Here is a 12,260-nt window from a genome sequence, read left to right as displayed (position 1 = left end):
GTACCGGCTAGATATCAGATCCGCAGCGCCGGATAATCGATGCAGATCTGTCGTGGGTGATAAGCCGGGAGGACGCATGAAGGACGTGAAGGCAGTGGTGTTCGACGTGTTCGGCACGCTGGTGGACTGGCGCACCTCGATCGCGCGCGAACTGCAGGCCGTATTCGGCGATCGCGCCGATGCTTTTGCACTGGCCGATGCCTGGCGGACCGAGTACCAGCCGGCGATGGAGGAGGTACGCGCCGGGCGTATTCCGTTCTGCAAGCTGGACAGGCTGCATCGGCGCAACCTCGACATCGTGCTCGCCCGCGCCGGGCTGGACGACTGCGACGAGGCGGCGCGTGTCGCGCTCAACCTCGCCTGGCACCGGCTCGATGCCTGGCCGGACGTGGCGGAGGGTCTGCAGATGCTGCGCCGCGATTACCGGATCGCACCGTGTTCCAACGGACATATCGCGCTGATGGTGAATCTGGCGCGGCGCAACGGCTTTGTCTGGGATGCGGTGCTCGGTGCCGAAGTGGCGCGCGACTACAAGCCGCGGCCGGTGGTGTATCTGGCGGCGGCCGACGCTTTCGATCTGGCACCGGCGCAGACGCTGATGGTGGCGGCGCATTCATCCGATCTGGCTGCCGCGTCTGCAGCCGGTCTGCGTACCGCCTTTCTGGCGCGGCCGGACGAGTTCGGCGCCGAGCGGGGCGAGTCAGCGGCGGCGGTTCCGGTCGACCTTGCTGTCGCCAGCGTGCCTGAACTGGCGCAGGCACTGGCCGCACTGCGCTGAGCTTTCAGCGCGCGTCGGCCCCGGCGGCAGCTTTCGCCGGTACGCGCAGGATGCGTGCGACGAGCAGGCTGGCGCCCGCCACCAGTACCGCGCCGCAGGCGGCGGTGAACTGCAGCGCGTCGGTGAATGCGGCGTGCGCGGCCGACAGCAGCGAGGCGCCGGCTGGCGCGGGCAACTGTGCGGCGGCAGCGACCGCACCGCCTATGGTCGACAGCGCACCGGTAGACAACGCCGCCGGCAAGTCGGCTGGCATGCCTCCGGTGAGCAGATGACGGTAGATCAGCGTGCCCAAGCTGCCGAACAGCGCGATGCCCAGCGCGCCGCTGAACTCGGCACTGGTTTCCGACAACGCTGCGGCCGCGCCGGCGCGTTCCGGCGGTGCCGAACTGACGATGATGTCGTTGCCTATCGTGAACACCGGCGCCATGCCCAGACTCATCACGACTGTCGCCGTGACCAGCACGGCGAGGCCGTGCGGTCCGTCGATCAGCGTCAGCAGCGCGAAGCCGACGGCGGTGATCGCCATGCCCCACACCAGTATCGACACTGCCGACACGTGACGCGCCAGTCGCGGCGACAGCAGCGAACCGAACACGAAGCCGAGCGACCACGGCAGGATGGCGACGCCCGCCTCCAGTGGCGACAGGCCAAGCACCAACTGAAGATGCTGGGCGATGAAGATGTAGACGCCGAACATCGCCAGGCAGGACAGCGCGTAGGCGGCCACCGTGGCGCTGAAGGCAGGGCGGCGGAACAGTGCGACGTCGAGCAGCGGGTAGGCGATGGTCCGCTGACGCCGCACGAACAGTACGCCGAGGCTCACGCCGACCAGCACGGCGGCGAGCGCCAGCGCATCGGGCCCGAGCGTCGCCGCGTGCTTCAGACCGTAGATCGTGCTCAGCACTGCGGACAGCGACAGCGCGACGCTGGGCAGGTCGATGCGGCCGGCGTGTTCGTCACGATATTCCGGTAGCAGAGAGGGGCCGAGCAGCAGGAGCAGTGCCATCACCGGCACCGCGAGCAGGAAGGTCGAGCCCCACCAGAAGTACTGCAGCATGACGCCGCCGATCAGCGGACCGAGCGCACTGCCGACCGAGAAGGCGGTGATCCAGATGCCGATGGCGAACTGTCGTTCGTGCTCGTCATGGAACATGTTGCGGATCAGCGAAAGCGTGGACGGCGCCAGCGTCGCCCCGGCCACGCCAAGCAGGGCGCGCGCCGCGATCAGCGTGCCGGGGCTGCTGGCGAAGGCGGCCAGCACCGAGGTCAGCGCGAAGGCGGCCGCACCGGCCAGCAGCAGGCGCCGGCGGCCGATGCGGTCGCCCAGCGTGCCCATCGTGATCAGCAGGCCGGCCACCATGAAGCCGTAGATGTCGATGATCCACAGCATCTGAGCGGCGCTGGGAGCAAGGTCGGTGCTGATCGCCGGCAGCGCGAGATTGAGCACCGTCAGGTCCATCGCGTAGACCAGACAGGGCAGGGCGATCACGGCCAGGCCTGTCCATTCGCGACGGCCGGCTTTCGGGGCGGGTTGAACTGGAGTCATCGGGGATAAGAGCGTCTGCGCAGGTCGACGACGCGACAGATATCGCAATATCGACACTGTCGGACGCTGCAAAAGAAAACGCCCCCGGCCTTGCGGCCGGAGGCGTTCGTGCTAACCGAGCGGTGAAGCTTAGTTGGCGGCGAACGGGTGAGCAGCGGAACCCTTCTTGGCAACCACTTCAGCAGCGGTCGGGGTGCCGGCAACTGCACGGGCGATCGATTCCTTGACAGCGCGGTAGTTGAAGTCCTGGATCTTCGCGTCGTCGTCGGCCAGCCAGTGGATGAACACGCCAACGCAGATGAACAGGTTGTCGGCTTCGTCAGCCGGGATCGTGCCGTCAGCAACGCTGTCAGCCACGGCCATTGCAACGCCGCGCTGTGCCGGGCCAAACATCTGGACGGCTTGCTTGGCGCCCTTGATGGTGACCTTGTTGAACATGACGGTGGCCGGCTTGCAGACCAGGTTCGGAGCGACAACGGCCAGCAGGGACGTGAAGCCGTCCTTGTTGTTGACCAGTGCGTTTGCGAACGCGGCTTCAGCGGCGCTGCCACGCGGGCCCATGATCAGATCGATGTGAGCAACTTCGTTGCCGTCACCAACCAGGGATTCGCCAACACACAGACCGTTAATCTTCGCCATATTGAATCTCCTCATTTACAAGGCAGTTATAGGGGGTAGATCCCCCCCGGGGTGGTAACCCATGTTCCGGGGTGCGAAACACAGGATCAAAACTTCTTCTTCTGCTGCTCTTCGCGCCGCCCGTCGACCCACTCGAGCACGTCGGCCAGGAAGGCCGTCACGACGGTCAGGTCGGCGCTTGTACCGGGGTTGATTCCGGCTGATTTGAGCTCTGCGTCCCATGCCATCAGCGCGTCTTGCATCATAACCGGATCACGACATTGTTCAAGCCGAACGTACATCTGGACGCCCTTTTCGCGTATCGAGCGCGCCGTTTCCGCACCATGTTTGCGCGCGATATGGGTGTCGGGAATCAATGCGAGACAGAACATGAACACTGTGGTCGCTGCCCATGCTTCACTGCACCATCGACGACGCGCTGCAACATACTTTGGCAGCAGGTGATCGAACACCAGAGCATGACCGCTTGCGTAAAGCGAGGCGATGCTGTCCCGGTGCGCCGCCAGCTGCATCGCTTCGAGCAGCGTGATCACTGGGGCTTCGGCAACGTCGTGCTCGGCGCGTTCCCCGATGCCTGCCGGATGAGCCAGGCGGATTGCCGCATACGCGTGTGACGCGTCGATGACCGTCAGCCCGGCCAGTGTGCGCTGCAGCGATGCGCGGAGCGTTTCGTCGCTGTTTCGATGCAGTGCGGCATGGGCGATCGGCGCACAGCCGAGCACGATGCCCAGATTGGTGTTGCAGCCGACCGCCTGCCAGGTGGCGCGCATCGCGTCCTCGATGCGCTCGCCCACTGTCGCATCCAGGCGACACAGCGGTGCGGCTGCGGCCCGTGCGCTGGCGATGAAATCATCGACCTGCATGCGGTGACCGTCGCCGTGCAGGCCGACGTTACCCGGCTTGAGCGCCTCGACGTCCAGCCGGCAGGCGTGCTCGAACAGTGTGGCGAGCTGCACCGCCGCCGGCGTGCTCAGCATGCGATCACGCCGGCGCCCGGAATACGGCGCAGCAGGTCGTCGGCCAGCAGTTGCGCGATGTTCAGCGGTGTCACGCCCTGCAGGCCTTTCCAGGCCGGAATGCTGTTGACCTCGAGCACGGTGAGCTCGCCGTGGTCGTCGCGCAGGATGTCGATGCCGGCGTAGTCCATGCTGCAGGCGCGGGTGGCGTCGACGGCCAGGCGCATCAGCGCGTCGTTCGGCGACACCGGGATCGCTTCGCAGACGCCGCCCTGGGCGACGTTGTTGAGCCAGCTCTTGCCGCGGCGCAGCATGGCGGCGACCGGTTTGCCGTCGATCACCATCACGCGCCAGTCCGACCACTCACCGACGCTGTCGCGCGAGCGCGCGCTGTAGCGCTGCATGTACCAGACATTGCCCAGTGTTTCTGCCGCCGGCAGCGCGTCGCCGGCCTTCAGCCGCACGATGCCTTCACCCTGCGAGCCGAACAGCGGCTTCACCAGCACGTCGTGCCCGGCGGCGAACTCGCGCATCAGCACGGCGCGCGCCTCGGCTTCCTGCTCGGTCACCCAGGTCGGCGGCGTCGGGATGCCGGCGCGGTGCAGCAGCACGCTGGTCATCGCCTTGTCCACGCTCTTCTCGATCGCGCGCGCGTGGTTGTAGACCGGGATGCCCAGTTCGCCCAGGTAGTGCAGGAAATCCATGCGCAGCACGACCTGCTGCAGCGAACCGCCGGCCACGCCGCGCACGAACACCGCCTGCGGCAGCTTCTGTTCGAAGCCCGGCATCACGACGCCGGAAATGCCGCGCTGCAGGTCGATGTGGCACTCACCGAGGCTGACGTAGCGGGCCAGCAGGCCGCGCGCGCGGAAGGCCTCGCGCAGCCGGGCGCCATGCCAGCCCGGCTCGTCGGTGACGATGGCGATGTCCGCCTGCTGCACGCTCATGCCGATTACTTGCCCTCGCCGAAGGACTTGGCCAGCAGTTCGGTGTTGATCTGGCCGGCGCGGAAGCTCTTGCCCGTGCGCAGATTGCTCACCACCACGCGGGCCGGTGCGAACAGCATCGGGTCGATCTTGTAGAAGTCGTACTTCACTTCCTTGAATACTTCGGCGAACGGACGGCCGTAGTCGCGCGAAGCCGACGACGGCAGCTTCTGCGCCAGATCGGCCGCTGCGTCGTCCTCGCAATCGACGTAGAGCTGGGCGACGCCACCGAACAGGATGGCGTCGTTGGTGCGGCCCATCGCGTTCAGGAAGTCGGGCGCCGGCGGGGCGATCGGTGCACTGGCCGAGCCATCAACGATGTGCTGCAGCGGGAAGCCGAGCGCATGCACCTTGTGCAGCGCCACTTCGAGCACGCGGCCGACCACCTGCACGGTGCCGGCGAGGCTGCGCGTCGGCGTCAGGATGAGCGTCACGCCGTCGTCCGGCACATTGCAGTCGCGGCGGATCTTGGCCAGTACCTCGGCCGGCGGCTGGCGGTCGACCTCGAGCACCAGAACGGCGTGCTTCGCGTCGTCCTTGTAGCCCAGTTCCTTGTACAGCGGCTCCTTCACCGCCAGCGCACGGCCCGGACCGGAACCCAGTGCGTGGAAGGCCTCCTTGCCTTCGCCGTGCGACAGGCTCCAGCCGGCGTACTGGCTGGCCAGACAGGCGACGACCGGGTGGGTCGAATGCACGTTGATGATGAGCGGCCAGTGCGCTTCGCGCGTGTTGAAGGTGGCGGTGCCGAGACCGCCCATGCAGATTTCAGTGATGCGGCGGCCGGCTTCGATGCCGCCCGGGCAGTTGATGCCGGCGTCGATGACGCGGCCGCCACCGGGCAGCGGCTCGACCTTGATGCGCAGCGCGTCGGCGTCGCGCACCAGACCCTCGACCAGGGCCATCACATGCTTGCCCACGCTGGGCTGTGCACCGGTCAGCACCGGGCCGTGTTCAGGGTTGCTCATCTTCAGTTCTCCTCACGAAAGGGCTGTTGTCGTCATCTGTCCGGCGAAAAGGCCGGGCGTGTCCAGAAGTTGTCGTTCGCGTTGCCGCAGTTGCCGGCTGACGGTGGCGCCGTCGCGGCCAGCGGCGAGCACCGTGCACAGCGGCATGGCGCGATCCGTCGTGCTGCCGGCTGGCGGCCGGTCGGCGCTCCATGCCGGCCATGCCGCATCGTCGCCGATACGCAACGTGTCCGGCGCATACACCACGCGCAGTCCGCGTATCTCGTCGCCGGCCAGCAGTTCGACCTCGTCGAGCCGGCCTTCGCAGGCCGCGACGTGGGCGGCGAACAGACCGCCGACCACGCGCTCTTCATAAAGCATCATCGTTGCGGTGGGCCGCGGGTTGATCTCTATCAGCACCGCGTGCTCGCCGTCGAACACCAGATCCGCGCCATTCAGGCCACGCAGACCGAACTGCTGCGTCAGTGCAGCGACATCGCGCGCCAGCCGCTCGTGCTGTGCGCGGCTCAGCGGCAGGTCGCCGACCGCCTCGCACCAGGCGTAGGGACCGGCCACGCTGCCCGGATACTGGCGCGTGACGCCGACGATGCGCGCGTCGTGACCGTCGGCGAGAAACAGCACCGACGCCGGCACGCCGTCGATACGGCGTTGTGCGAACCAGCCCTCGGCGATCTGTTCGCCCGCTCGCGCCGGACGCACGCCGATGCCGCCACAGCCGCCTATCGGCTTCATCAGCCAGTCGTCGCCGGCCACCGGGCCCGAGATGTCGACCTCCGCGCAGCGAATACCGGCCCGGTGCGCCGTCTCTGCAAGATCCATCGGCGCCTTGCAGCGGGCGACCGTGGTGGCGTCGTTGCCGACGAGCGGTGCGATCGCATCCAGTTCGTCGAGCATTGACGGGACGGCCTCGAAACCCGAACCGGCGACGATGCCGCGCCAGTTGCCGGCCATCGACCGGACCAGCGCCGGCAGCCGCTCATCGAAGTGATCGCCCGACAGGGCGCCGCGTTCCAGCCGGCAGGCCAGTCGTGCGGTGTCGCTGTCGGCAAATGGATCGATCACGTCGCAGCGCCAGCCGGCCTCGACGCAGGAGCGTGCAAGTGCACGCGCACTGCCGGCGACGATGAGCCAGTGCGACACCGGCCCGCGCTCCGTCCGCGATTCCGCTTCAGGCGACCAGATCGCGTGCGGTGGCGAAGGCGTCGCGGAAGTCGAGATAGACCGGCTTGTCGGTGTTGATCATGCGCTGGAATAGACCGCGCTGGCACAGGTACTTCACGTTGCCGATGGCCAGTGCGCCGATGCCGACGGCCTTGCCCGATCCGGCGCCGAGCGGCTTGCCGTCGTCCATGACGCCCAGCCCTTCGATGCCCGCCGGCGGAACGGCGTTCACGTCGGCAGCGACCAGCAGCGAGCGCGCGTTCTGGAGCTGGGCCTTGCTCAGCACCTGGATGCCGGCCTTGGCCGTGCACAGGATGACGTTGGCCTGGGGCATCAGGCTTTCCTTCTGTTCGTTCGAACCCGCTTCGACCGGCTCGACCGACGAACCGTAGCGGGTATTCACGACTTCCGAGGCGACGCGGGCGCGCATCGCGCTCGAATGACTGCCGACCAGCACCTTGGCGCCAGCGCTGGAAGCCAGCACTGCAGCGGCGGTGCCGACCGGGCCGGTACCGCCGAGCACCAGCACGGTCTTGCCTTCGAGTTCGGTGTTGTGCGCCTTGCGCAGCTGACGCTCGACGCAGGCGACGAGGGCGGCGGCGGTGGTGAAGGCGCCGGAGGGGTCGGCGAATACCGACACTTCGAACGGCGGCACCATGGCGCCACGGCAGGCGTCGAGCATGTCGGCCGCCAGGCCGATGTCACGGCCGCCGATGAAGATGCCGGTGCGCTTCACGCCATTGGGGCCGCGCGAGAAGATGGCATCCTGGGTGAGGCCGTAGATCTGGTCCAGCCCGACGCCGGAGTAGGGCATCAGCACCTGGAAGCCGGCGTCGCACGCCATGTTCACATCGAAGGGGCTGATGTTGTTGGTGGGGCTGAACATGTGCAGGATGTACGGGTTTTCCATGGTCTCTCTCGCTCTTTCCGCCCGAAGGCTGGGTGCTCTCTTACGTCGTTGTGGGGTGCGGTGACGCACCTCTCCTCTAATTCCCGGTCTGCACCTGCGGCATCAGCCCGGCAGTTCCGTCCACTGCGCGCCCTCGTTGCGCGCAGCGCACACCATCAATTCCAGTCCTTCCGCCTGCGCGAACCGCGTGCGCGCAGACGCCACCATGGCGTTCGCGTCGGCCTCCGACGCTGCCAGCGCAAAGCCGGTCGGCCCCCAAGAACTCTGGCCGATGCAGGCTGCACCGAGCCCGGCCAGGTGTTCCGCGACACTGCTCACCAGCGCACTGGTGTAGCGGCCGCCCTGTGCCGGCGCGAAATAGTCGCCGACACATTGCTGCAATTCGTTGATCGCGGCACCGAACATGTCGATGTCGCGTTCGGCCAGCGCCGGCAGTGCGCGCATCAGCACCAGCCGGCTCAAGCGGTCCGCCAGACCCGCCTTGTAGGGCGGCAGCACGCGGAATGCCTCCTTCTCGGCCGCCCCGTGCAGGCCGCGACAGGCGTGATCGAAGATCAGCACCATGCGCCACTCCGCCGGGAAGGGCATTTGCACGACGATGGGCGGTGGGGCGTCCAGCGCGCCGCGACCGCCATCGACGATGAAACCACCGCCATCGAAACTGCCGATGCCGATGCCTGAACGCGCACCACGGTCGAGCAGGCCGGCGATGTCGCGCGAGTTCAGCTTCAGGCCGTGCAGACGCGCCAGCGCCATGCCGACCGCGAGAGCAAGTTGTGTGCCGGAGCCCAGCCCGGAGTGCGAGGGGATGGCGCCGGTGATGTCGATGCGGGCAGGGGGGAGATTGAAGCGTTCGCAGATCGTCGCCGCGTAGCGGCGCGCGCGCTCGGCGTCGTGACCGCTGACTTCGAGTTTCGCAGCCGGTTGGATCTGCAAGGTGGTGTTCAGACCTTCCAGCGTGAGGCCCACACTGCCGAAGCGTCGCCCGAGGCTGCCATCAAGGTCGACGAACCCCATGTGCAGGCGAGCGGGAGCCCGGACTTGCAGGGCGGCGGCGGTCGCGTGCGAAGCGTTCATCCGATGGGTCTGTCGTTGCGAAGGCGCGGATTATCCCAAATTCGGCGGCCTCACTGGCAAAGGCTTTTGCGACGGCGCCGGAAGCCGTTCAAGACAGTCGGGCGACGGTCGTTTACGGATCGCGCTGTCACGCATGTGAAACAGGTTGACCGCGGTGCGGTCTGTCCTGCCGGATGCTGCAGTGCGGTGCGCGAAGGCGCGCCCGTCGCAGGTTTGCGCTTGTTGTATCGTTGCGGGCTGCGGGTTCTATCAACCTGATGAAACGGATGACTCATGACGAATGAAGCGACTTCGACCGTCGTCACCGAAGTGGCCTGTCCGCTGTGCGGGCACGCCTGTGACGACCTGAGCGTCGATACCGCGGGCAGCGGCCTGACCGTCGTGGCCAACGGCTGCGACAGGGCGCGCGATGGTTTTGCTCGACTCGGCGGTGTTCCGACGAACGCTTCCGCCCGCATCGACGGCAAGCCGGCGTCGCTTGAAGAGGCCTGTGCGGAAGCTGCGCGCATCCTCGCGGGCGCGCAGCAGCCGGTGTTCGGCGGCATGGCGCTGGACCTGAACGGTGCGCGCGGCGCGATGGAACTGGTCGATCTGGCGGGCGGCATCGTCGAGCACATCAATAACGAATTCGGCTGGCGCGCGAGTCGCGCCGTGCAGGACGGCGGCGGCATCAACACGACGCTGGCCGAGGTGAAGAACCGCGCCGACCTCATCGTGCTGTTGGGTACCGATGCGGTGTCGCGTCAGCCGCGTTTCTTCGAGCGCGTGGTGTGGGTGAAGGAGTCGATGTTCGACTTCGATACCACCAGCCGCCACATCGTCTATATGGGCGCCGGCCTGAACACCGCGCCGGGCGTGTCGCCGGACGGCCGCCAGCCCGACGTGTTCGAATTCGACAAGAAGCGCATGCCCGAGGCGCTGTCGGTGCTCAATGCGCTGCTGGCGAAGCAGCCGGTGGCCGGTGAGGCGCCGCTGGGCATCGCACTTGCTCGCTGGCAGGCGCTGGCTGACGCATTGCTGGCGGCGAAATACAGCGTGCTGGTGTGGACGGCGTCCGCATTCGACACGCCGCAGGTCGACATGAACGTCGGCGCCATCGCGGCGATCGCCCGCAAGCTCAATGTGACGACGCGCTGCAACGCGCTGCCGCTGGCCGGCAACGACGGCGATTCGACGATGGGTGCGGTGCACCTTTGGCAGACCGGCTTCCCGATGCGCACCAGCTACGCCAGCGGTACGCCGAAGTTCGACCCGCTGCAAAACGGCCTGTCGCGCCTGGTCGCCAATGGCGAAACCGACGCGCTGGTGTGGCTGTCCAGTCTGAACGACACGGTTGCGCCGCCGTCGACCGGCCTGCCCACGGTGGTGATCGCGCCGCCGACGCAGAAGCTCGATGCGGAGCCGCATGTGTTCATTCCGGTGGCCACGCCCGGCATGCACCTGACCGGGCATTTCGTGCGCACCGACAAGGTGGTGTCGCTGCCGTTGCGGGCGCTGAAGAAGTCGTCGCTGCCCGCGGCGGAGCAGGTGACGGCCGCCATCGTGGCCAAGATGAAGGAGGTGGGAGCGTGAGTCTGATCAAACTGACCGGTGGCCGCGTGATCGATCCGGCCAACGGCGTGAACGACCAGGTGCGCGACATCTACGTGCGCGATGGTCGCATCGTCGCCGGACCGAACGAGCACGAGAAGATCACCGCCGAGTACAACATCGCCGGCCGCATCGTCATGTCGGGGGCCATCGACATGCACAGCCACATCGGTGGCGGCAAGGTGAATATCGCGCGCGAAATGCTGCCGGAAGATCACCGCGGCGATCCGCTGGAGCGCACCGAACTGACCCGTTCGAGCTGCGGTCACGCAGCGCCCGGCACGCTGGCGGCCGGTTATCGCTACGCCGAAATGGGCTACACGGCCGCCTTCGAGCCGGCCATCCTGCCGATCAACGCGCGCCAGGCACACATGGAAATGGGCGACACGCCCATTCTCGATACTGGCGGCTACGCCATGCTGGGCAGCGACGATTTCTTCCTGCGCATGATGGCGGCCAAGGAAGATCAGAAGGCGATCAACGACTACGTCGCGTGGACGCTGAACGCGACGCAGACGGTCGGCATCAAGATCGTGAACCCGGGCGGCATTTCGGCCTTCAAGTTCAACCAGCGCAAGCTCGATCTCGACGAACAGAACGCGTACTACGGCATCACGCCGCGCGAAATCGTCAAGGTGCTGTCGCGCGCCGTACATGATCTCGGCGTGCCGAAGCCGCTGCACGTGCATGCCAGCAACCTCGGCGTGCCGGGCAACGTCGACACCACGCTGGGCACGATGGACGCGGCCGAAGGCCTGCCCATCCACCTGACGCACATCCAGTTCCACAGCTACGGCACCGAGGGCGACCGCAAGTTTTCCAGTGCCGCGGCGCGCATCGCCGAGGCGATCAACCAGAAGAAGAACGTGACGGCCGACGTCGGCCAGATCTTGTTCGGCCAGACCGTCACCGCCTCCGGCGACAACATGGTGCAGTACCGCAACGCCGACCACGGCTCGCCGAAGAAGTCCGTCATCATGGACATCGAGTGCGACGCTGGCTGCGGTGTCGTGCCCTTCAAGTACAAGGACCAGAATTTCGTCAACGCGCTGCAGTGGGCGATCGGCCTGGAAATCTTCCTGATGGTCGATGACCCGTGGCGCGTGTTCCTGACCACCGACCACCCGAATGGCGCGCCGTTCACGACCTATCCGCACCTGATCAAGCTGCTGATGGACCGCAGCTTCCGCAACGCGATGCTGGACACCATCAACCCGGACGCGCGTGCGATGAGCAATCTGGCCGGCCTCGACCGCGAGTACTCGCTGTACGAGATCGCCATCATGACGCGCGCCGCGCCGGCAAAGCTGATCGGCCTGGCCGACCGCGGCCATCTGGCCCCGGGCGCTGCGGCCGACATCGTCGTCTACAAGGAGGACGCCGATCGCGAGCGCATGTTCGAGAAGCCGGAGCTGGTGTTCAAGGACGGCGAACTGGTGGTGCGCGACGGCCGGATCGTCAAGGTGGTGCGTGGCAACACGCACGCGGTGAAGCCGGAATTCGATCGCAGCATCGAGAAGAAGATCGAACCCTACTTCCAGCGCTACCACTCGGTGCGCATGAACAATTTCAAGATCAGCGACGACGAACTGTGCGAGTGCGGCGGTGGCAGCAAGCTGATTGCCCATGCATGCAAGAAGCGGGGTTGAGCA

At 66.8% G+C, this 12,260-nt stretch carries 11 protein-coding genes; 3 read left to right on the top strand and 8 right to left on the bottom strand.

Annotated features, from left to right (window positions below; translation table 11 throughout):
• Positions 1-76 precede the first annotated feature (76 nt).
• Positions 77-778, top strand: coding sequence for a haloacid dehalogenase type II (locus tag IV112_RS10975; protein WP_304003524.1), 702 nt, complete (start codon positions 77-79; stop codon positions 776-778).
• Positions 779-782: 4 nt separating this feature from the next.
• On the opposite strand, the gene IV112_RS10970 is transcribed toward IV112_RS10975, so the two are convergent.
• The 8 genes from IV112_RS10970 to IV112_RS10935 form a co-directional block, all read right to left on the bottom strand.
• Positions 783-2,324 carry an MFS transporter gene (locus IV112_RS10970; RefSeq protein ID WP_438362234.1) on the bottom strand — a complete coding sequence of 514 codons (1,542 nt, stop codon included), beginning with the start codon at positions 2,322-2,324 and terminating at the stop codon, positions 783-785.
• A gap of 129 nt (positions 2,325-2,453) precedes the next feature.
• A complete protein-coding gene (gene fae, locus IV112_RS10965; RefSeq protein WP_019918611.1) occupies positions 2,454-2,963 on the bottom strand; it encodes a formaldehyde-activating enzyme in 510 nt (169 codons plus the stop codon).
• A gap of 86 nt (positions 2,964-3,049) precedes the next feature.
• Positions 3,050-3,940 carry a triphosphoribosyl-dephospho-CoA synthase gene (locus IV112_RS10960; RefSeq protein ID WP_304003522.1) on the bottom strand — a complete coding sequence of 297 codons (891 nt, stop codon included), beginning with the start codon at positions 3,938-3,940 and terminating at the stop codon, positions 3,050-3,052.
• Entirely contained in the window at positions 3,934-4,866 is a 933-nt protein-coding gene (locus IV112_RS10955; protein WP_304003521.1) for an ATP-grasp domain-containing protein, read from the bottom strand. The genes IV112_RS10960 and IV112_RS10955 overlap by 7 nt, the downstream gene beginning before the upstream one ends.
• 5 nt (positions 4,867-4,871) lie before the next feature.
• Positions 4,872-5,870, bottom strand: a complete 999-nt coding sequence (mch, locus tag IV112_RS10950) for a methenyltetrahydromethanopterin cyclohydrolase (RefSeq protein ID WP_296810798.1) — start codon at positions 5,868-5,870, stop codon at positions 4,872-4,874.
• 12 nt (positions 5,871-5,882) lie between these two features.
• Positions 5,883-7,010: an ATP-grasp domain-containing protein gene (locus IV112_RS10945; RefSeq protein ID WP_304003519.1), complete on the bottom strand. Its 1,128-nt coding sequence runs from the start codon at positions 7,008-7,010 to the stop codon at positions 5,883-5,885.
• Between the two features lie 28 nt (positions 7,011-7,038).
• Complete coding sequence (locus tag IV112_RS10940) at positions 7,039-7,941, bottom strand: NAD(P)-dependent methylenetetrahydromethanopterin dehydrogenase (protein ID WP_019918606.1); 903 nt, start codon at positions 7,939-7,941, stop codon at positions 7,039-7,041.
• Positions 7,942-8,043: 102 nt separating this feature from the next.
• Complete coding sequence (locus tag IV112_RS10935) at positions 8,044-9,018, bottom strand: beta-ribofuranosylaminobenzene 5'-phosphate synthase family protein (protein ID WP_304003517.1); 975 nt, start codon at positions 9,016-9,018, stop codon at positions 8,044-8,046.
• A gap of 273 nt (positions 9,019-9,291) precedes the next feature.
• On the opposite strand from IV112_RS10935, the gene IV112_RS10930 reads away from it, so the two are divergent.
• Positions 9,292-10,590, top strand: a complete 1,299-nt coding sequence (locus tag IV112_RS10930) for a formyltransferase (protein WP_304003516.1) — start codon at positions 9,292-9,294, stop codon at positions 10,588-10,590.
• A complete protein-coding gene (locus tag IV112_RS10925) occupies positions 10,587-12,257 on the top strand; it encodes a formylmethanofuran dehydrogenase subunit A (protein WP_020164342.1) in 1,671 nt (556 codons plus the stop codon). The genes IV112_RS10930 and IV112_RS10925 overlap by 4 nt, the downstream gene beginning before the upstream one ends.
• The last annotated feature ends 3 nt before the right edge of the window (positions 12,258-12,260 follow it).

It is taken from the genome of Methyloversatilis discipulorum, from assembly GCF_018780585.1.
GTDB lineage: Bacteria > Pseudomonadota > Gammaproteobacteria > Burkholderiales > Rhodocyclaceae > Methyloversatilis > Methyloversatilis discipulorum_B.
The sequence above is the reverse complement of the archived record's forward strand: the minus strand, read 5'-3'. Positions and strand labels throughout refer to the sequence as shown.

Excerpts from the sequence above, each read along its gene's own strand:
- IV112_RS10940 (WP_019918606.1), bottom strand. The coding sequence starts at position 7,941 with ATGGAAAACCCGTACATCCTGCACATGTTCAGCCCCACCAACAACATC.
- IV112_RS10975 (WP_304003524.1), top strand. The coding sequence starts at position 77 with ATGAAGGACGTGAAGGCAGTGGTGTTCGACGTGTTCGGCACGCTGGTG.
- IV112_RS10955 (WP_304003521.1), bottom strand. The coding sequence starts at position 4,866 with ATGAGCGTGCAGCAGGCGGACATCGCCATCGTCACCGACGAGCCGGGC.
- IV112_RS10930 (WP_304003516.1), top strand. The coding sequence starts at position 9,292 with ATGACGAATGAAGCGACTTCGACCGTCGTCACCGAAGTGGCCTGTCCG.
- IV112_RS10935 (WP_304003517.1), bottom strand. The coding sequence starts at position 9,018 with ATGAACGCTTCGCACGCGACCGCCGCCGCCCTGCAAGTCCGGGCTCCC.
- IV112_RS10960 (WP_304003522.1), bottom strand. The coding sequence starts at position 3,940 with ATGCTGAGCACGCCGGCGGCGGTGCAGCTCGCCACACTGTTCGAGCAC.
- mch (WP_296810798.1), bottom strand. The coding sequence starts at position 5,870 with ATGAGCAACCCTGAACACGGCCCGGTGCTGACCGGTGCACAGCCCAGC.
- IV112_RS10970 (WP_438362234.1), bottom strand. The coding sequence starts at position 2,324 with ATGACTCCAGTTCAACCCGCCCCGAAAGCCGGCCGTCGCGAATGGACA.
- fae (WP_019918611.1), bottom strand. The coding sequence starts at position 2,963 with ATGGCGAAGATTAACGGTCTGTGTGTTGGCGAATCCCTGGTTGGTGAC.